21 protein-coding genes are annotated in these 19,401 nt (G+C 59.1%); 11 read left to right on the top strand and 10 right to left on the bottom strand.

Annotation, left to right across the window (positions count from 1 at the left end):
- Nucleotides 1-140: 140 nt before the first annotated feature.
- Nucleotides 141-1,064, bottom strand: coding sequence for an ELM1/GtrOC1 family putative glycosyltransferase (locus JK199_RS04925; RefSeq protein ID WP_212374237.1), 924 nt, complete (start codon nucleotides 1,062-1,064; stop codon nucleotides 141-143).
- Between the two features lie 102 nt (nucleotides 1,065-1,166).
- On the opposite strand from JK199_RS04925, the gene JK199_RS04920 reads away from it, so the two are divergent.
- Nucleotides 1,167-1,928 carry an orotate phosphoribosyltransferase gene (locus tag JK199_RS04920; protein WP_025828154.1) on the top strand — a complete coding sequence of 254 codons (762 nt, stop codon included), beginning with the start codon at nucleotides 1,167-1,169 and terminating at the stop codon, nucleotides 1,926-1,928.
- A 12-nt stretch (nucleotides 1,929-1,940) separates the two neighbouring features.
- Entirely contained in the window at nucleotides 1,941-2,786 is an 846-nt protein-coding gene (locus JK199_RS04915; RefSeq protein WP_212374235.1) for a glutamate racemase, read from the top strand.
- Nucleotides 2,787-2,928: 142 nt separating this feature from the next.
- Here the strand turns inward: JK199_RS04915 and JK199_RS04910 are convergent, their stop codons facing one another.
- Complete coding sequence (locus JK199_RS04910) at nucleotides 2,929-3,999, bottom strand: polyprenyl synthetase family protein (RefSeq protein ID WP_212374233.1); 1,071 nt, start codon at nucleotides 3,997-3,999, stop codon at nucleotides 2,929-2,931.
- Between the two features lie 117 nt (nucleotides 4,000-4,116).
- On the opposite strand from JK199_RS04910, the gene JK199_RS04905 reads away from it, so the two are divergent.
- Complete coding sequence (locus JK199_RS04905; protein ID WP_212374231.1) at nucleotides 4,117-4,854, top strand: tRNA1(Val) (adenine(37)-N6)-methyltransferase; 738 nt, start codon at nucleotides 4,117-4,119, stop codon at nucleotides 4,852-4,854.
- Nucleotides 4,855-5,030: 176 nt separating this feature from the next.
- Here JK199_RS04905 and JK199_RS04900 read toward each other — a convergent pair whose 3' ends face one another.
- The 3 genes from JK199_RS04900 to JK199_RS04890 all read right to left on the bottom strand — a co-directional run bounded on the left by JK199_RS04900 (nucleotide 5,031) and on the right by JK199_RS04890 (nucleotide 9,250).
- The gene (locus tag JK199_RS04900; protein ID WP_077930040.1) at nucleotides 5,031-6,047 is read right to left on the bottom strand and encodes a ribonucleotide-diphosphate reductase subunit beta; all 1,017 of its coding nucleotides are present in this window, start codon (nucleotides 6,045-6,047) and stop codon (nucleotides 5,031-5,033) included.
- A 59-nt stretch (nucleotides 6,048-6,106) separates the two neighbouring features.
- Nucleotides 6,107-8,044 carry a ribonucleoside-diphosphate reductase subunit alpha gene (locus JK199_RS04895; protein WP_212374229.1) on the bottom strand — a complete coding sequence of 646 codons (1,938 nt, stop codon included), beginning with the start codon at nucleotides 8,042-8,044 and terminating at the stop codon, nucleotides 6,107-6,109.
- 207 nt (nucleotides 8,045-8,251) lie between these two features.
- On the bottom strand, nucleotides 8,252-9,250 hold the full coding sequence (locus JK199_RS04890) for a Gfo/Idh/MocA family protein (RefSeq protein ID WP_086655310.1): 999 nt from the start codon (nucleotides 9,248-9,250) through the stop codon (nucleotides 8,252-8,254).
- Between the two features lie 443 nt (nucleotides 9,251-9,693).
- Here JK199_RS04890 and secD point away from each other — a divergent pair, with 443 nt between their 5' ends.
- Together secD and secF are read left to right on the top strand one after the other, a co-directional pair.
- Nucleotides 9,694-11,259, top strand: a complete 1,566-nt coding sequence (gene secD / locus JK199_RS04885; protein WP_212374672.1) for a protein translocase subunit SecD — start codon at nucleotides 9,694-9,696, stop codon at nucleotides 11,257-11,259.
- A 12-nt stretch (nucleotides 11,260-11,271) separates the two neighbouring features.
- Nucleotides 11,272-12,216: a protein translocase subunit SecF gene (gene secF / locus JK199_RS04880; protein WP_025828146.1), complete on the top strand. Its 945-nt coding sequence runs from the start codon at nucleotides 11,272-11,274 to the stop codon at nucleotides 12,214-12,216.
- Between the two features lie 170 nt (nucleotides 12,217-12,386).
- On the opposite strand, the gene JK199_RS04875 is transcribed toward secF, so the two are convergent.
- Nucleotides 12,387-12,752: a hypothetical protein gene (locus JK199_RS04875; protein WP_212374227.1), complete on the bottom strand. Its 366-nt coding sequence runs from the start codon at nucleotides 12,750-12,752 to the stop codon at nucleotides 12,387-12,389.
- 83 nt (nucleotides 12,753-12,835) lie between these two features.
- The gene (gene mscL / locus JK199_RS04870) at nucleotides 12,836-13,294 is read right to left on the bottom strand and encodes a large conductance mechanosensitive channel protein MscL (RefSeq protein WP_025828144.1); all 459 of its coding nucleotides are present in this window, start codon (nucleotides 13,292-13,294) and stop codon (nucleotides 12,836-12,838) included.
- 271 nt (nucleotides 13,295-13,565) lie between these two features.
- Here mscL and rpmE point away from each other — a divergent pair, with 271 nt between their 5' ends.
- The 3 genes from rpmE (at nucleotide 13,566) to JK199_RS04855 (ending at nucleotide 15,311) form a co-directional block, all read left to right on the top strand.
- Nucleotides 13,566-13,796 carry a 50S ribosomal protein L31 gene (rpmE, locus tag JK199_RS04865; protein ID WP_025828142.1) on the top strand — a complete coding sequence of 77 codons (231 nt, stop codon included), beginning with the start codon at nucleotides 13,566-13,568 and terminating at the stop codon, nucleotides 13,794-13,796.
- Between the two features lie 197 nt (nucleotides 13,797-13,993).
- Nucleotides 13,994-14,509 (top strand): Hsp20 family protein, encoded by a 516-nt coding sequence (locus tag JK199_RS04860; protein WP_244984916.1) that lies wholly within the window; start codon nucleotides 13,994-13,996, stop codon nucleotides 14,507-14,509.
- Nucleotides 14,510-14,717: 208 nt separating this feature from the next.
- Nucleotides 14,718-15,311: a DUF1013 domain-containing protein gene (locus tag JK199_RS04855; RefSeq protein ID WP_212374225.1), complete on the top strand. Its 594-nt coding sequence runs from the start codon at nucleotides 14,718-14,720 to the stop codon at nucleotides 15,309-15,311.
- 151 nt (nucleotides 15,312-15,462) lie between these two features.
- Here the strand turns inward: JK199_RS04855 and JK199_RS04850 are convergent, their stop codons facing one another.
- Nucleotides 15,463-15,627 (bottom strand): YdcH family protein, encoded by a 165-nt coding sequence (locus JK199_RS04850; protein WP_077930046.1) that lies wholly within the window; start codon nucleotides 15,625-15,627, stop codon nucleotides 15,463-15,465.
- 235 nt (nucleotides 15,628-15,862) lie between these two features.
- On the opposite strand from JK199_RS04850, the gene JK199_RS04845 reads away from it, so the two are divergent.
- The 3 genes from JK199_RS04845 to JK199_RS04835 are packed head-to-tail and all read left to right on the top strand — an operon-like array spanning nucleotide 15,863 to nucleotide 17,826.
- Nucleotides 15,863-16,069, top strand: a complete 207-nt coding sequence (locus JK199_RS04845) for a YdcH family protein (RefSeq protein ID WP_025828137.1) — start codon at nucleotides 15,863-15,865, stop codon at nucleotides 16,067-16,069.
- Nucleotides 16,070-16,102: 33 nt separating this feature from the next.
- The gene (purE, locus tag JK199_RS04840; RefSeq protein WP_212374223.1) at nucleotides 16,103-16,642 is read left to right on the top strand and encodes a 5-(carboxyamino)imidazole ribonucleotide mutase; all 540 of its coding nucleotides are present in this window, start codon (nucleotides 16,103-16,105) and stop codon (nucleotides 16,640-16,642) included.
- The gene (locus JK199_RS04835; protein WP_212374221.1) at nucleotides 16,642-17,826 is read left to right on the top strand and encodes a 5-(carboxyamino)imidazole ribonucleotide synthase; all 1,185 of its coding nucleotides are present in this window, start codon (nucleotides 16,642-16,644) and stop codon (nucleotides 17,824-17,826) included. Before purE ends, JK199_RS04835 begins: the two co-directional genes overlap by 1 nt.
- A 31-nt stretch (nucleotides 17,827-17,857) precedes the next feature.
- Here the strand turns inward: JK199_RS04835 and JK199_RS04830 are convergent, their stop codons facing one another.
- Nucleotides 17,858-18,628, bottom strand: a complete 771-nt coding sequence (locus JK199_RS04830; protein ID WP_212374219.1) for a JAB domain-containing protein — start codon at nucleotides 18,626-18,628, stop codon at nucleotides 17,858-17,860.
- Complete coding sequence (locus JK199_RS04825; protein WP_212374217.1) at nucleotides 18,622-19,398, bottom strand: JAB domain-containing protein; 777 nt, start codon at nucleotides 19,396-19,398, stop codon at nucleotides 18,622-18,624. The genes JK199_RS04830 and JK199_RS04825 overlap by 7 nt, the downstream gene beginning before the upstream one ends.
- Between the last annotated feature and the right edge of the window lie 3 nt (nucleotides 19,399-19,401).

Raw genomic sequence — 19,401 nt, 5'->3', positions numbered from 1 at the left:
CATTATCCTCAATTAATAATCACTCTCAACAACGAAGATTAAACGCCAATTCTTACTGATATGCAAGGTTGAATCCGTCTTTAGCGCCGTTCTTCTGATCACAAGTTTTTACATACCCGGCCAAAGGGGTTTTTACGCCCCTACAAGGCCCAGCGGCTTTTCAAAATGCCCGCCACGCGCCCGGCCTCATCCAGCACCTCACGCGGCCAGGGGGAAAGTGTATCGGTTAGGACGCGCACATGTCCGTCCTGTATCAGCCTCCGCGCCAGACGCCCGCGCACGCCCCGCAAATCCTGTTCCCGCTCCATCAGAAAAACCGGCAGATCGGCCACACAGGCCTCCACCAGCATGGCGCTTTCTCCCCCGCCAACCACCACACAATCCGAGCAGGCCATAAAACCCAGTAGCGGTTCTTCGTCCGGCTCTCCCTGCCGCCAGACGAGCAGAAACGTCTCGGAAAGCCCCATCATAAAGGCCTCTGTCAGGCCCGGCTTGCTGTCATCCCGCACCACGAGCAGTGCTGAGCCGCCCTGCCGGTTGATCAGCCCGGCCAGTTTTTTCCCCTGCAATAATGCCTCTTCCTGCGTGCGGAAGGCGTTTTCTCCCACCAGCACAGTCACACGCGGAAAAGGCAGATGCTCCAGCCGCTCCTGCCACGCCCTGCGCGCCCGGGCCAGCAAGGCGGGAGAAACAATGCTCATCGGCCCAAGTGTGGGACAGAATCTGGCCGTGGAGTCTGCCGGAGAAGGGGCCACCACAAGATCAAACGGCATGGAGCGCAGCATCGGCGCCGAGCGCCCTTCATGCCGCACACACCACACAACCGGGCACCCTGCCCTGCGGCCTGCCTTGAGTGCGGCATAACCGGACCGCCAGCCGGACGCGAGAATCAGCCCAGGCTCCCGCCGCTCTTCCAGAAACGAATCCAGTGCCAGCATTTCCATCCGCACCCGCCGGAACAGGCACCCAAGGCGGGACGCCAGCACGTAGGCAGGTCCGGGGTCTGGCCCCAAGGCGCTCTCCACCACCCAGACAGGCGCCAACTTTGTTACAGAGAAGGTCATTTTCTCATTCCGGCACGCAAGACTGAGATGAAGCATAGATTTTCACGCCGCCGGGGGCTATGCCAAAGCAAATTCCAACCGCCATAGCTAAGGAAGCGCTTCATGACGTCACCCGCCAACCTGGTCGCCCCCCACTCTGGCGAGACCAGCGACTGGGACCGCGATGCGGCCCTGTGCACGGCACGTCTGCTGCTGGAAATCAAAGCCATCAATTTTCGTCCGGAAGAGCCTTATACGCTGACCTCCGGCTGGAAGTCCCCGGTCTATATCGATTGCCGCCGCATCATCTTCTTCCCCCGCGCCCGCGCCAAAATCATGGAACTGGGCGTGGAGAAAATCGGCCGTCATGTGGGTTATGAAAGCATTGATGCCGTTGTCGGCGGGGAAACGGCAGGCATCCCCTTCGCCGCATGGATGGCGGACCGCATGATGCTGCCCATGGCGTATGTCCGCAAAAAGCCCAAAGGCTTTGGCCGCAACGCCCAGATTGAAGGCGATGTGCCGGAAAACATGCGCACCCTGCTGGTGGAAGATCTCACCACGGATGGGGCCTCCAAGGTCGCGTTTGCCAATGCCCTGCGCAATGCCGGTGCGCTGATCAATCATGCCTTTGTCATCTTCTATTACGGGGTCTTTCCGGGGGCGCACCAGTCTCTGACAAACATGAACATCTCCCTGCACGCGCTGTGCACCTGGTGGGATGTGCTGGAAGCCTGCTCAACCCGTCCTTACTTCTCGGAAGAGGCTGCGGCAGAAGTGCGGCGTTTTCTTGAAAATCCGGCTGCATGGTCCGCCCGCCACGGCGGCGTCGGCAGTCTGGAAGAAGCCGCTGCGTTCAAAGCGAACAAAGACAAGCCTGCCTGAGTTTAGCGTGTCATGACCCGTCCTGCTTTCTCCTCGCCCCGTCATATTCTGGCATTTGATTCCGGAATTGGGGGACTGGGGATTGTCAGGGCGATTCGAACGCTCTGCCCCGCCGTTTCTGTCAGCTATCTGGCGGATACGGCGGTTTTTCCTTACGGCGAGCAGGATGATGCCTTCCTGACAGACAGGATTGTCTCCCTGCTTTCCGCCGCTATTCGCAGGTTGCGTCCGCAGGCTGTGGTGGTCGCGTGTAACACCGCCAGCACGCTGGCGCTGGATGCCTTGCGCGCTTCCTGCCCGGAGATGCCGTTTATCGGCTGCGTACCCCCCATCCGCTGGGCCGCCCGCACCACCAGAACCCATGTCATCGGCCTGCTGGCCACCCGTGCCACCAGCACACGCCCTTATCTGAGCAGGCTACAGGCGCTGTATGCACCTGACTGCACTCTGATCGCCCATGCGGCGCCGGGCCTTGCCGCCTGTGCTGAGCAGGTGTTCCGGGGGCACCCCGTACCGGATGAAGTGATCCGCGCTGAAATCGATGGCTTGTTTACCCGAGACTGTTCCGCACAGCTTGATACGGTGGGTCTGGGCTGCACGCACTATACCTTCCTGCTGGACCAGCTCCGGGCGGTCTCACCCCCCGGCATGACATGGCTGGACCCGGCAGAGGCCGTCGCCCGCCATACGGCGACAGTTCTTGAAAGTCTGCCAGACAATGCCCCGGCTCCTGAACCGGCCCGTGCATGGTTTACCGCAGAGCCCCCTGAGAGTTCTGCGCTGGTCAGAGCTTTGCCTGCCTATGGCTTTGATACTATTGCTTTATGGGATGCAGAAAACGCCCCACATCCTGCCTGAAACCCGTCTTAAAAACAGACGACAATATTTCAGTGAAAGGATCAGAAGGCTTTTGGCCCGGCTTGTCCTACCGGACGGCGCATGACCACAAAAAAAGGCGGCCCGTAAGCCGCCTTTTTTACACAAACCGCTTAAATCGCTCTCAGCGTTCGCGGCTTGCCGAATAACTGGCTGTCTCAATCAGCAGAGACCGAATTTCACACTCCGGGAACAGCGCCAGTGCTTCGCGCGCTTTGGCAGCATATTCTTCCGCCTTGCGCAGCGTGACACCAATGGCATCTGTCCGGGCAATCCGGTCCAGAGCAGCCTCCAGATCTTCCGGCTGCTGCTCGGACTCTTCAATCACACGACGCCAGAAAACGCGGTCTTCCTCGCTTCCGGCTTCATAAGCCGCCAGAACCGGCAGAGTGACTTTCCCTTCCCGGAAGTCATCTCCCACTTCCTTGCCCAGCACAGCCTGATCCGCCGCGTAATCCAGCGCATCATCCACAAGCTGGAACGCCATGCCCAGATTAGCGCCATAGACCCGCAGAGCCTCACGCCATTCCGGTGAGGACTCACCAATCACGGCCCCGGCCTCACACGCGGCCGCAAACAGTGCCGCGGTTTTGCCATAGATCACCTGCAAATACTGATCGACCGAAGTGGAAAGATCATTCTGCGTGGTCATCTGCATGACCTCACCTTCCGCCAGCGTGGCAGACGCGGCAGACAGAATCGCCATCACATCAAGCGAGGCATCGGCCGTGAGAATCTGGAACGCCCGGGCAAACAGAAAATCGCCCACCAGCACGGACGCCTTGTTGCCAAAAATAGCATTGGCACTGGCAAGCCCACGGCGGAGCTGGCTTTCATCCACCACATCATCATGCAGCAATGTCGCGGTATGGATGAACTCAACACAGGCGGCAATTTCAACATGCCGCTGCTTGCCGTCCTGATTATCATATCCGCAGAGCCGCGCCGCAGCCAGCGTCAGCAACGGCCGCAGGCGCTTGCCCCCGGCGGCAACAAGATGCGCGGCCAGTTGCGGGATAAGCGCAACCGGGCTCTGCATCCGTGCAACAATCACCTGATTACAGACGCGCATATCCTGCGCGAGGTAATCGGCCAGGGCTTTTAAGCCCGCTTCTCCTGGCTTACTCACAGAAACACTAGATCCATCCTGGCTTGTGGCCCTGCCAGATTCTGGCAGGCTAACTGCAACACCCAAACGCTATATCCCCCAGCCATGGGATGAGTTGACGCCCAACCATATGCGGGGCACCAGAAAAACGGTCAAGCTTGAACCGCTTCAAGACTGCCAGACACTTTTTGTTAAGACGCGCTTATGGCCCATTCTTCAGACCTTTCTCATGACACTTTGCTGGGGGGGCGCATTGCCTATTCCCAGTTCCGCATTGGGTACAGAACCGGCCTGGAACCTGTGCTTATGGCCGCGGCCATCCCTGCCCGCGCCCCGCAGCGCGTGGCGGAAATCGGCTGCGGCGCGGGGGCAGGCCTCCTCTGCCTGAGCCAGCGCATAGCAGGGCTGAACGGTACCGGCGTGGAGCAGAACCCCGAGACAGCCGACCTCGCGCGCCAGAACCTGAGCGCCAACGCACGAGACGGTTTTACCATTCTCAACGCCCGCTTTCCGGATACGCTGCCGGACGGTCTGTTTGACCATTGTTTTGCGAATCCGCCCTGGCATGCGCCAGATGGTACTGCCTCCCCTACGGAGCGGCGGGATCTCGCCCGCCGGGCGGAACCCGATACCCTGAAACTGTGGATACGCGGCGCGACACGCCTGCTCCGCCACAAAGGCAGCCTGACGCTGGCGCTCCCCGTCAGCCTGATGGCTGCGGCCATTGCACAGTTGACAGAGAGCGGCTTTGGCGGCGTGACGACCTATCCCTTCTGGCCCAAAGCCGGACGGGAGGTGCGTATTCTGCTGCTTCAGGCCCGCTACGGCGTGCGCAGCCCTGCGCGCATGCTGCCCGGCATGATTTTACATGAAGAAGATGGGGGCTTTACCCCACAGGCACGCACCGTGCTGGAAGGCGGAGCCGCCCTGCCGGGCCTGTAAGACTTATTTACGCACAGGAGGATTTGCGTACAGGCTTAATGCCCCACAAAGGCTTCCCTGCTGGCCCTGCGGCTTCCTGCTTCTCTGTGCAGGCATAACGCCTCTCGCACCCTTCTACGGGCTACAATCAGCTTTCAGGAGCCGAGACCTCACAGCCCCGGCTCCCGTCGGGTGACTTACTCGAAAACAGACGCCTCAAAGGCTTCTTCCCACGTCCCCGTGGTGGACGCGCGGCTGTATTCCGTAGCCCGGTTTTCGAAGAAGTTGGTGTGTTCCACCGCGTTCAGCATGTCGTCCAGCCAGGGCAGCGGGTTGGTTGTGGTGTTGTAGAGCGGGTCCAGACCCAACTGGATCAGACGTCGGTCCGCAATGAAGTGGATGTAGGTTTTCACCTGCTCCGCATTCAGCCCTTCAACCGCACCCATTTCAAACGCGAGGTCAATAAAGGCCTCTTCATGCTCAACAATAGTCGCGCAGATTTCACGCAGTTCCTGCTGGAACGCATCCGTCCAGATTTCCGGGTTCTCATGCACAAACTCACGGAACAGACGGATAACAGACAGGCAGTGCAGCGTTTCATCCCGCACGGACCATGAGACAATCTGCCCCATCCCCTTCAGCTTGTTGAAGCGCGGGAAGTTCAGCAGGATAGCGAAGGACGCAAAGAGCTGAAGCCCTTCCGTAAACGCGCCGAAGGCTGCGAGCGTCTTGGCGATTTCATGCTTGCTGTCCACAGAGAACGCCTGCATGTAATCATATTTATCCTTCATTTCCTTATACTTAAGGAATGCAGAATATTCCGTTTCCGGCATGCCCAGCGTATCCAGCAGATAGCTGTAGGCCGCGATATGGATGGTCTCGATGTTGGAGAACGCTGAGAGCATCATCAGCACTTCAGTCGGTTTGAACACCCGGCTGTAATGCTTCATGTAGCAGTTGTTCACCTCAACGTCAGACTGGGTGAAAAACCGGAAAATCTGCGTCACAAGGTTCCGCTCGCTGTCATTCAGCACGCGGTGCCAGTCTTTCACGTCATCAGCCAGCGGCACTTCTTCCGGCAGCCAGTGCACGCGCTGCTGCGTCAGCCAGGCATCATAAGCCCAAGGGTAGCGAAAGGGCTTATACACGGGATTAGCGGTCAGCAGGTCAAAGTGCTGTTCCTGTTCGCCCGGTACGGCGGGTGTTTCGCTCATGAGACCATCCTTACAACGGAAAGTTTTAAAATCATCGGGTTACGAGAGGTTATGCCGCCTTACTGGCAGGCCAGACACTCATCATAATTGCTCCCGTTCGTCGCCGGTTCCTCTGCCGTCACACCGGCCCGCTGCGCGGCCTCGGCGGCCAGAACCCCTTCCTTCGTCAGCACATTACTCACCGTATCCGCACGCTGGATGGACAGGGAGCGGCAGTAATAGAGGGACTTCAGCCCCTTCTTCCATGCCATGTAATGGATCTGGTGCAGGTCACGCTTATGCACATTGGCCGGCAGGAACAGGTTGACCGACTGCGCCTGACACACATACGGCTGGCGGTCCGCTGCATGTTCCACAATCCAGCGCTGGTCCAGTTCAAAGGCTGTCTTGAAGACATCTTTTTCCTGCTGCGTCAGGAAGTCGAGGTCCTGCACGCTGCCTTTGTTCAGAGTGATGAAGGACCAGATTTCTTCCGTATCTTTCCCCTTCTCCCTCAGCAAAGTCTGGAGGTGGCGGTTACGCACGGTGAAGGAACCGGAAAGCGTTTTCTGCAGGAACACGTTCGCCGCAATGGGCTCAATCCCGGGGCTGGCATTGCCTGCAATAATGGAAATGGACGCCGTGGGCGCAATCGCCATTTTGTTGGAAAAGCGTTCCTGAATGCCGTATTCGGCTGCATCCGGGCAGGCTCCACGCACTTCGGCCAGCTTGCGGGAGGCTGCATCCGCCTGCTCCCGAATATGCTTGAACACCTTGCGGTTCCAGACTTTGGCCACAACGCCTTCAAACGGCACATTTCTGGCCTGCAGGAAGGAGTGGAAACCCATGACGCCAAGCCCAACTGAACGCTCACGGGAAGCCGCATAAGCCGCCTTCTTCATTTCCGGCGGTGCGCGGTCAATAAAGTCCTGCAACACGTTGTCCAGAAAGAGCATGACGTCTTCAATAAACTGCGGCTTGTCGTGCCACTGGTCCCACGTCTCAAGGTTGAGGGAGGACAGGCAGCACACAGCCGTCCGCTGCTTGCCGTGATGGTCGATTCCGGTCGGCAGCGTAATTTCCGAGCAAAGGTTTGAGGTCTTCACCTCAAGCCCGGCCAGCTTATGGTGCTCCGGTCGCGCATTGTTCACATGGTCGGAATAAACAATGTAGGGCTCACCCTGCTCCATCCGGGCCGTAAGGATACGAATCCACAGCGCACGGGCCGAGACTTTGCGGACAACGGAATTGTCACGCGGGGAAAGCAGACCCCATTCTTCATCCGCTTCCACAGCGCGCATAAACGCATCGGACACCAGCACACCGTGATGCAGGTTGAGCGCCTTACGGTTAGGGTCCCCGCCGGTCGGGCGGCGGATTTCCACAAACTCTTCAATTTCCGGATGCCAGACAGGCAGATACACCGCAGCGGACCCACGGCGCAGCGAACCCTGACTGATTGCCAGAGTCAGGCTATCCATCACGCGGATGAAGGGGATCACGCCGGACGTCTTGCCGTTACGGCCAACGTTTTCGCCAATGGAACGCAGATTGCCCCAGTAGGAGCCGATGCCGCCGCCCTTGCTGGCCAGCCAGACATTTTCGTTCCAGAGGCCGACAATGCCTTCCAGACTGTCATTCGCTTCATTCAGGAAGCAGGAAATCGGCAGGCCGCGCGTCGTGCCGCCATTGGACAGAACTGGCGTTGCGGGCATGAACCAGTGCTGGCTCATATAATCATAAATCCGCTGCGCATGTCCCGCATCCGCCCCGTAATAGGACGCCACGCGGCCAAAGAGATCCTGATAGCTCTCATCAGGCAGCAGATAGCGGTTATCCAGCGTCGCCTTACCAAACGGCGTCAGCAGAGCATCCCGCGTGCGGTCCACACGCACCTGATGGTGGCCCGGCAACTGCACCATGTCTTCCAGCTTGCCGGGTTCAAACAGGTCGGCTTCTTCCCCGGAGTCGGACATGGAACGACGGTTTTCATTTTCCTCAACGTCGATCAGACTCATGTGGCGTGCTCCGGTTTTTTGCATTTACGTGATCTGGGTCTGGAGACACAGCAGAGACGCAGGGCTTTGATCCGCGCTCTCGTGTCTCACCATATGTCGCGTTCATGCGACATATACGCCCCTATATCTAGTGATTTTTTTGCACTCAAACCGTCAAAAAAGTCTTGTGTTTGAAAAGATGAAGTTTTTGGCTGATCATAAATTGTTTCAGCCCTCAAAAGTTTTTTGGCCCGCTCGAATCAGGCCGGACATCTCCATCCGGCGGCGTGACTCCTCAATCCCGTCCGCCACCGCCAGAGCGGCCGCCAGCGCCCGCCGTCCGGCGCGCGCATCGACCTTGACGGCAGCTCCGTCCAGACAGGAGGCCACAAAGGCCTCATGCTCCGCAAACAGAGAATCATGATCTTTCCATGAAATGGCCTCCCGTCGGAATCCGCCTGTGCCGGGCAGCGGCAGACCTTTCTCCCGGCCAATCATGGTCAGTTCCCGCTTACCGAAGTCGGCTGACAGATAACCTTCTTCAGAAAACAGGCGCATCCGCCGCTCTGTCTTCAGGGAAATACGGCTGGCCGTGATGGTCGCCACACAACCGTTCTCAAAGCGGACGCGGGCATTGGCAATATCTTCATACTCCGAGCTGACTGCCGCCCCCAGCGCATCCACCTGCGCAATAGGGCTGTCCACAATGGCCAGCACCAGATCCAGATCATGAATCATCAGATCCAGAATCACGGACACATCCGTCCCACGCGGTTTGAAGGGCGCGATACGGGTGGCCTCAATATAAAGTGGCCGGGTGATTCGTTTTGTAATGGCCTCATGCTCTGCGGAGTAGCGCAGCAGATGCCCGACCTGACACACCAGCCCGCTCTGCTCCGCCAGCGTAATCAGGAGGTCCGCCTGCTCCAGCGTTGCGGCAACCGGCTTTTCCACCAGCACATGCTTTCCGGCCCGGAGCGCTTCTGTCGCCAGTTCAAAGTGATACTCGGCAGGTGCAGCCACCACCACGGCATCACACGCCGCCAGCAGTTCCTCTACTGACTCCATAACCGGGCAACCGGCCTCTTTCGCGACCTCAGCGGCCCGCTTTGTGTCGGGATCAAACAGGCCGATCAGTGTCTCTCGCCGGACGTCCTTAATTTTCAGAGCATGATAGCGTCCGAAATGCCCGGCCCCGATCACCCCAACCCGCAAAGTTTTGTCCATCTTTTCTGACCTTCCCGACCCTGTGCCACACAGCTTTCCGGTCAGCGGTAGCAGCCTCCTGCCGAAACCCCAAAATCAAGATAGTCCGGCAGAAAACAGACCTCCCGCCTGTTCTTATTACGTTCTTTTTTACAAATCGCTCTGAGCCAGCGCTGGCACACATCCCCGACGCAAAATGAACCATGCCTCCGTAATGAGAGCAGTCTGACGCCCGCAAAAAACCATAAATTTTTTCTTGCGCGCCGACTCCGCCCGTTCTGCACAGAACAGCGTCCAGCCGCGCCGCCAGCCGCGGTTCAGGCCTGTTTATCCGCGCGGAATGTGATGCAACCCCGCCACTCCCCCCTGCCGAATCCCCTGTGCAGGGCCAGCAAATGTCTGTGGAGTGTTGCATCACACGCAAGGGAGCGGCATGTTCCGGGCGACAAAAATCGATTGATCAGGTGAGAATGTATTACAGCCGCCTCAAACTGGCCTCGGTACTGGGTGTGTGCCTTTTAGGGCTGCTGCTCTGCCTGCCCAATGGTCTGCGCAACCCCTTCCCCTCCATGCCCTGGCGCCAGATTCATCTGGGGCTGGATCTGCGCGGCGGGTCTTATCTGCTGATGCAGGTGGACCTGAAAAGCCTGACGCATGACAGGTTGCAGACCCTTGCGGACAGCACGCGTGACACGCTGCTGAAATCCCAGCTTGGCTACCGCAACATCACCACCAATGCGGATACCAGCACGGTCTCCTTCATGCCGCGTGATGCGTCTGAAACAGAAGCCGACCTCGCGGCTCTCAGCAAGCTGCCCCGCGTGGTGCCGAACGAATTTACGGTCGCAAAGCAGGAGAATGGCAGCATTGTTCTCACCCTCTCGCCGGAAGCCCTGAAGGCCCGCGCGCGTGAGGCTGTGACGCAGTCCATCGAAATTGTTCGCCGCCGTATTGACGCCACCGGTGCGGTTGACCCGGAAATCACCCGTCAGGGTGATGACCGTATTGTGGTCGAACTGCCCGGCGTGAGCGACCCGGAACGCATCAAGACCCTGCTGGGCACCACGGCAAAAATGACGTTCCGTCTGGTGGACCCCAACCCCATGCACGCAACGGCAGCGCCTCCCGGCGTCAGCCTGCTGCCGATGGCAACCGCAGGGGATGGCCCGCCGCTGCCGGTGTATGACCATGTGGATGTGGACGGCACGGACCTGACCAACGCAGGCGCCGTCATTGATTCCCAGAGCGGCGAATGGGCGGTGACCTTCACCTTCGATTCCGTCGGCACCCATGCGTTCTCAACCGTCACGCAGGCCAATGTCGGCCGTCGCTTTGCGATCGTGCTGGATAACAAGGTGATTGAAGCCCCGGTTATCCGTTCCCCCATTACGGGCGGCAACGGTCAGATTACCGGCGGGTTTGATGCCCAGAAAGCGACAGACCTCGCCCTGATGCTGCGCGCGGGCGCCCTCCCGGCCCCGCTGAGCGTGATGGAACAGCGCACTATTGGCCCGTCTCTCGGGGCCGATTCCATCCGGGCAGGTATGCTCAGTCTGGCCGCAGGTTTTGTGTTTGTTATCCTGTTCATGGCGCTGTTCTATGGCCGCTTTGGCTGGTATGCGAACGTCGCCCTGCTGGCCAACCTTGTACTGATGGTCGCCATTCTCTCCCTGTTTGAAGCAACCCTAACACTGCCGGGTATGGCCGGGATGCTGCTCACGCTGGGCATGGCGGTGGACGCCAACATCCTGATCAATGAACGCATCCGGGAAGAAGTGGCCCGCGGGCGTACGCCTCTGGCCGCCATGCAGGCCGGGTTTGAACGCGCTACCTCCACTATTGTGGACAGTAACGCGACAGCGCTGCTGGCCCACGTCATGCTGTTTGTGTTCGGCACCGGGCCTGTGCGTGGCTTTGCGCTCACCATCACCATCGGGATCGTGACCACCCTGTTCACGACCCTCCTGCTTTCCCGACTGCTTATGGTCCGCTGGTATGCGCTTACGCGCCCGACCAGCCTGCCGGTCTGAGACGAGGCGCTTATGTTTGGACGTCCTCTCCTGCGTTTTGTGCGCAAGGATACCCACATCAACTTCATGCGCGGGCGCTATGCGGGGCTGATTGTCTCGGCTGCGCTGTCTCTGCTTTCCGTCGTGCTGTTCCTGCATCCGGGCCTGACACTGGGGCTGGACTTCCGGGGCGGCATTGTGGTGGAGGCCAAAACCTCCGGCCCGGCTGACTTCACCAAACTGCGGAATGCTCTGGCCGCCCACAATGTGACCCACGCCTCCATTCAGGCCTTTGGCGCACCGGATGATGTGCTGATCCGTCTTGATGCCGGGGATGAACAGCAGACCAATGCGATTGTGGACACCGTGCGTCATGCTGTTGCGGAAGCACAGCCGGGCACCACAGTCCTGCGGGCGGATGCTGTCGGGGCTTCAGTTTCTTCCGAACTATTCCGCAACGGGATGCTGGCCCTCGGGCTGAGCCTTGCAATGATCCTGGGCTATATCTGGTTCCGGTTTGAGTGGGAGTTCGCCCTCAGCGCCGTTATCACACTGGTGCTGGATCTGACCAAAACCATGGGTTTTCTGGTCATCACCGGTTTTGAGTTCGATCTGGTGATGGTTGCCGCCATTCTCACTATCCTCGGCTACTCCACAAACGACAAGGTGGTGGTGTATGACCGCGTGCGTGAAAATCTGCGCAAATACCGCACCATGCCGCTGCGGGAACTGATTGACCTGTCAATCAACGAGACCCTGAACCGCACACTGGGCACCTCCTGCACGGTCTTTCTAGCATCCCTGCCGCTGGCCCTGTTTGGCGGGTCCACCCTGTCCGGCTTTGCATGGACCATGCTGTTCGGGATTGTGGTGGGCACATCCTCTTCCATCTTCATCGCCGCCCCCCTCCTGCTCTTTATGGGCGAGGGTCGCCTGAAGCGGGATGCCAAACCCCCGGCCTCACACAAGAGCGCCTAAACGCAAAAAAGCGTTCCACACCGCAAGGTGGGAACGCTTTTTTATAGGGACTGTGTGAAACAAACCGCCGCAGGGTTTATCCCCGCGCCATGCTTCAGCGGCTACTATCCTGACAACACACCAGACAATACTGCCACCGTCTCTGCCCCGCTGCCTTGCCCGGCAGGTTTTTAACGGCGGACGACAGAAGGCGGCGTGGGGTCTGTCGGCTCAATCACCGCCAGAAAATTCTCCATTGCCTGCCCGGCATTTTTCAGCCCGGCTCCGGAGGGATTATATTCCGCATTAAGAATGGCGGTCAGGGCGGCGCGATCCGCATTGACAATCTGGACAAGCCGCTCACGCGAGACCTGACCGGACATGACCTGCCCGCGCGCCATGCCGCTGGCAATCACATAGCTGTAAATCAATGTGCGGGGGGTTGGTGTTATCTTCACCATACCGGTGGAAGACTGGCAGCCAGCCAGCACCGTAAGGCCAGCCACCCCGGCCAGCAGGCGAAAAAAAACCGGAAATCCAGAAATGGAGCGCGTCATGCGACGAGCCTACTCCATATCTGCCTTTCCGGTAAATCTCATCAGCGCCCCGCAGGGCGCTTCAGATCAGGCTGAAAAAGCCCTCAGACCTTGCGGGCTGCCAGTTCATCACGGATCTGCTCAAGCAGAACTTCCGTTTTGGTCGGAGCCGGGGGCTCAGCCGGTGCAGCAGCTTCCTGCCCGTGCAGGCGGGTCAGCACTTTAACAAACCAGAAAATGACCAGAGCCATAATCAGGAACTGGATCACGGCATTGGCAAACAGGCCGATATTCAGGGTGACCGCACCGGCTTTCTGGGCTTCCGCCAGCGTTGCAAGATGCGGGCCTTTCAGCGTGATGAAGAGGTTGGAGAAATCAATCCCGCCAATCACCAGACCCAGAAGCGGGTTGAAAATGTCTTTCACAAGGCTGTTCACAATCGCTGTGAACGCGGCACCGATGATGACACCAACGGCCAGATCAACAACATTGCCACGCATGATAAATGCGCGGAATTCGCCCACCCAGCCGGGGGTGTGCAGATGGGATTTCACATCAGCCATAAATTTCTTTGTCCTTAAAGAGCGTACTATACTGATGTCTGTATCCAGCATGACACCTTTTTAACAAGCCTAAACCGCTTCGATTCGCTGACTTTTCTTGTCAGACGTGGCTTTTACAGCAACACCGCGCTGTTTTCCGGCGCACAGCCCGCAAAAACCGGACAATAAGCGCGCATGAGTTGTTGATCCCACCTGCACAGACGGCTATACGCACTCGCACGCATAGCCCGGTCGGTATCGGGACAGCCTTTTGAACGGAAAGACGCAACACATGAAACCCGGCATTCACCCTGACTACCACGAAATCACCGTCATCATGACCGATGGCACCGAATACAAAACCCGCTCCTGCGCAGGCAAGGCTGGTGACACGCTCCGTCTGGACGTGGACACAAAGTCCCATCCGGCATGGACCGGCGTGCAGCGCATGATGGACACCGGGGGCCAGGTTGCGAAGTTCAACAAGCGCTTTGCTGGTATCGGTACGCGCTCCAAATCCTGATCTGCGCCGTCTTACGCAGACTGGTTGAAAAATCGGAAACCCCGCCTCTTGAATCAGGAGGCGGGGTTTTCCACGTTTAGCCCTGAGGACAATGCCCGAAAACGGGGTTCTCCTCTTGTTATCCCTGCCGCATTACGCCCGCCAGACAGGGGGCGCCCCTGCGGCAAGACCTTGCTGAACGAGGAGGTTTTTTAACCATGAGTTACGATTTTGCACCGCTTTTCCGCACTGCTATCGGGTTTGACCGCCTGGCACAGGTGATGGACACCGCAGCCCGTAGCGCTGCAACCCCCAGCTACCCCCCTTATGACATCGCCAAAACCGGGAATGACAGTTACGCGCTGACCATGGCCATTGCCGGGTTTGGCCCGGATGATATTGAGCTGGTTGTGCAGGACAACACCCTGATTGTCTCCGGTCGCGTGAGCGACCCGCAGAATGAAGGGGAAATTCTGCATCGCGGCATTGCCCGCCGCGCTTTTGAACGCCGCTTTGCACTGGCAGACCATGTGGAAGTCACCGGAGCAGACATGAATAATGGCCTACTGCGTATTTCCGTGCGCCAGATTGTGCCGGAAGCCCTCAAGCCGCGCCGTATTCCCGTGCAGTCCGGCGTGGCGTCTGAACTCGCGCCAAAAGCTGAGACATCCGCACCGGAGCAGCCCGGCCTGCACAGGCCGGTCACTGCGCCTCCGGCGGCTGCCGCAGCGTAATCACACCCGGTCAACACCGTAAAAAAGGGGGAACACTGGTTCCTCCTTTTTTATAAGAGCGCATTTGTCGCTTGACCTGTGAGGGACGCTCCCCCCATATCGTCGCCACAGATGCGCGCCGGCAGGCACGCGGGCCTTCGGAATGGTTTCCGGACCGTCAGTTTCTCCGGTGCCTGCGCAAGCGCCGCCCGACGACAGGATGGAAGCAATGACGACCTTACCGCTGATGCCCAAGGCCACCGCCGTGTGGCTGATTGAAAAAACCGCCCTGAGCTTTACTCAGATTGCTGAGTTCTGCGGGATGCACCCGCTTGAAGTGCAGGCTATTGCCGATGGTGAGGTTGCTCAGGGGATTGTCGGGTATGACCCCGTTGCCAACCACCAGCTTAAGCAGGAAGAAATCAGCCGCTGCGAGGCTGACCCTGACGCCCGGCTGAAAATTCTGCCCACCAATAATCCAGTCAAGCGCCGCTCAAAAGGCGCACGCTATACGCCGGTCGCCAAACGCCATGACCGTCCGGACGGGATTGCCTTCCTGCTGCGTAACTTCCCGCAGCTGAACGACCTGCAGATTGTCAAGCTGCTGGGCACCACGAAGGACACCATTGCCAAAGTGCGTGACAAGCAGCACTGGAACACGCCCAACATCAAGCCGCGTGACCCTGTGACCATCGGCCTGTGCAGCCAGATGGACCTGAATGCTGCTGTGAACGCCGCCACCACGCGCCTTGAGCGTGAAGGGCTGGAAATTCCGCAGCCGCCGCCAATGGATGTGATGGAACAGGAGAAGAGCGGAGAGTAATCTCTCCACGGCACTGGCGCACGCTGCGTCCGCCAGTGCCTTATTTTTTGCCAGTTTCTGGCAGGTTTCAGTCAGTCTCTCTGATTAAAAAGAGACGATTTAGTCCCAGCTGCCCGCCCATAGGGCCGGGAGACAGGGGGACTGGGCTCTGTCAGGCAGACAGGCGCTCAATTTCTTCCTTGAGCCGCAACTTCTGCAATTTGAGACACATCAAAACACGTTCATCCGGTCTGGGCCGCCCGCCTTCCGAGGAGATCTGTTTATCGATCCGTGAGTGGCGGGATTTAAGACTCTCAATCCTAGACTGGTAGGTCATTGACTGCCTCCATTCGGTTGATGACACCTCACGGTAACGCACTCTCCGCGTGTTTTTTCATGTTTTTTTCACACTTCAGGCATTTTCGGTATGCGATAATCGCATATCTAAATTTTCTTCTTTTGCCGCTGGTCTCCGCCTCGCGCATGCGCAAAACTAGACTTAGAAAACTCTGGCAGACTCTGAAAAACCCCGTTCACACAGAGTCCTCATGCCACGCAGGAGAGAGACTAAAATGCTGAAAGACCGCGATTCACTCCTCGGCCAGCTCCATGAACTCCGCAGTGAACATCGTGATCTTGATACCATCATCACCCGGCTGACCGACGGCACGATCCTGACAGACCAGTTGCATCTCCAGAGGCTGAAAAAACGCAAATTACTGCTCCGCGACCGGATAACATGGCTTGAAAGCGAACTGATCCCCGACGATATTGCGTGACCATTTTTTCCACAGACCGGATCGTGCATCATCGTGAGCGAAACTGCCCCCCTGCCAACCGCCCCATCTCAGGACGCCAGCCTTACCCCTAAGGTTGGCATTATCATGGGCAGTCAGTCGGACTGGGAGACCATGCGCCATGCGGATGCCATCCTGACAGAGATGGGTATCCCCCATGAAACTCTGATTGTCTCCGCCCACCGCACGCCGGACCGTCTGTCGGATTATGCCAAAACCGCCGCAGACCGTGGCCTGTCCGTTATTATTGCCGGTGCGGGGGGGGCTGCCCATCTGCCGGGCATGTGCGCCGCATGGACCCGCCTGCCCGTGCTGGGCGTGCCCGTAGAATCCCGTGCCCTGAAAGGCATGGACAGCCTGCTCTCCATTGTACAGATGCCCGGCGGCGTACCCGTTGGCACACTGGCTATCGGCGCGTCCGGCGCCAAAAATGCAGCACTTCTCGCCACCTCCATCCTCGCCCTGCAGGACCCGGAACTGGCTGCAAAACTGGATACATGGCGCGCTCTGCAAACCGCGTCCGTTGCCAATACCCCGATTTCTGAAAACGACTGATGCCTGCTTCTTCTTCCCGTTCGCCTTCCGCCGCCCCTCTTGCGCCCAACGCCGTGATCGGCATTGTTGGGGGGGGGCAACTGGGCCGCATGTCGGCTGTTGCTGCCGCCAAACTTGGCTTCCGCGCACATATTCTCACGCAGGACCCGCATGGCCCGGCAGCGCAGGTTGCGCATCAGGTCACACTCGGCGCGTATGATGATCACAAGGCGCTGGACGCCTTCGCCCGCGCGGTCGATGTGATCACGTTCGAGTTTGAAAATATCAGTGCCGATGCGCTGGACTGCCTCGCACAGCACTGCCCGGTTCGCCCCTCCGGTGCCATTCTGCGCACCAGTCAGGACCGTCTGGCAGAAAAAACCTTTTTGTCAGACGCGGATATCCCGCTAGCCCCGTGGATGGCTGTCACGGACCACGCCTCTCTGCATGCCGCAGCGGAAACGCTTGGCTTCCCGTTCATCCTGAAAACCACCCGCAACGGGTATGACGGGAAAGGGCAGGCCCGCGTGTATGAGGCCCCCCAGCTGGAAGCGGCCTTTGCTTCCCTCGCCCCGCATCCGCTGGTGGCGGAAGGTATGGTGGATTTCGCGTGTGAAATCAGCGTGATGGTTGTGCGCGGCACGGACGGCACAACACGCTGCTTTGCACCGGGCCTCAATTATCACCGGGATGGTATTCTGGACCTCACACTTGCCCCTGCCCCCGTGCAGGAAGAAACCGCACAGCGGGCTCAGGCCCTTGCCACTGCCATTGCCGAAAAACTGGACCTGATCGGTATTCTCGGCGTTGAGATGTTTATTGACCGGACAGGCACTCTGCTGGTGAATGAAATTGCCCCGCGCCCGCATAATTCCGGCCACTGGACCATGGATGCCTGCCCGGCGGACCAGTTTGACATGCATATCCGCGCCGTGGCTGGCCTGCCCCTGCCTCCGGCCCTGCGCCATTCTGACGCCGTGATGAAAAATCTTGTCGGCCCGGATGATATGGCGCTCTGGCCGGATATTCTCGCGACCCCCGGCCATATCCCGCATCTGTACGGCAAGGCGGAAGCCCGCGCGGGCCGCAAGATGGGGCATGTGAATATCCTGTTCCCCTATGGCAGCCTGCCCGGAGCTCTGGGAGTTCAGGACGCCCTTGGCCCTCTGGCAGACAAGCCGGAAACGGAAGACAACGACCACTAAGGCGCAAAGCCGCCGCCTCAAAACGGCGGCTTTAGAAAAATCCGTCTTCTTTCAGGCTGCACAGGCGACCACTGCCGATAATAATATGGTCCCAGACCGTCACGCCCAGAAGGCTGGCCGCCTGCGTAATCCGCTGCGTCATGAGGATATCATCCTGCGAGGGTGAAGGGTCCCCGCTGGGATGGTTATGGACCAGCACCAGAAGACGCGCTTCAAGTTCCAGCGCCCGCCGCATGACTTCTCTTGGGTAAATGGGGGTGTGGTCTACCGTGCCGCGCCCCAGCATTTCATCCGCCAGCAGGCGGTGCGCGGCATCCAGAAATAACACCCGCACCTGCTCAACACGCTCATGCGCCAGCACCGCACTCAGATACGCCCTGAGCTGCGCCCTGTCCGCCAGCACTCCGGCACGGCTAAGGCGCGCTTTGTGCAACCGCACCGCGGCTTCCTGCACAAGACGCAGCGTAACCCGGAGCGCCGGGGTCTGCCCAACGGCTGCAAGCATCGCCTGATCCGGCGCAGACAGGAGCGCCGCCAGAGACCCGAACTGACCCAGCAGAGACGTCGCCCACATGTCCGCAGACGGGTGTTTGGGCGCAGTCAGCGTAATAAGCTGCGTCAGAACTGTGTGATCATCCGGCAGAGCAGCCGAAACCTGTGAGTCCGAAAGCCCCGGAAAAAACGGCAGGTCAGGCAACGGTGGCCGCTCCGGCACCGTCTCGGCCTGAAGCCTGAACCCGGCAATATCCGCCAGTTCCGACCGGGACTGCCGCCCTTTGCTTTTAGGAAGCCGACTCACCATGCCTGCTGTTCCAGATGCCGGAAACTGCGCCACCGGCGGCCTTTCAGCACCACATGGTCATGCATGGTGACAGCCAGCAAAGGCGCTGCCTGCAACAAAGCCTGCACAAGGGCCCCATCATGCAAAAGCTGGCGGTCCGGCTGCACGTCGGCCCCGGCCAGCCTGACAGTAATCAGGGAACAGGCATGCAACGCCAGCGCGCGCTGCATAATGGCTGAGACAACCTGCGGTACCGGGAAGGTCTCACCCCCTTCCCCACGCATCGCCGGGCTCTCAGTCGGCAGTACTTCGTCGGCCAGCAAATGGTTCCGGCTATCCAGAAACAGAAGATGCAGAGACCCTGCCTCAGCCGTTGCCAGATGCGCGGCACAATAGGCCAGAAGCTTATCCCAGCTTCCAAGGTCAGAGCGCACCGGCTCCTCTGGCGCGCCAAGCCTGTCTGCCGCCAGCGGCACCAGCCCCAGCAGAGCAGCATTGTTGCGCGTTGCCCCGGCGGCTTTCAGAGCCTCGGCCGGGGCTTCCAGCACCGCCGCCAGAGACCCAAACTGATTGATCAGCGCCTTGGCCAAAGGTTTGGTATCCCGCCGGGGCACCCCCGGAAACAGAAGCATTTCCAGCAGTTCATAATCAGCCAGAGAGGCCGCACCGGCACTCAGCACCCGTACGCGCATCCGCTGCCGGTGCCCCGCAGGCCCGGTGGACGAAAAAGGGACACCCCCTTCCCCGCTTTCAAAACTGCTCGGTTTTTCTCCTCTTTCAGAGGATACCATGCC

The organism is Acetobacter persici, from assembly GCF_018256955.1.
GTDB lineage: Bacteria > Pseudomonadota > Alphaproteobacteria > Acetobacterales > Acetobacteraceae > Acetobacter > Acetobacter persici.
The sequence above is the reverse complement of the archived record's forward strand: the minus strand, read 5'-3'. Positions and strand labels throughout refer to the sequence as shown.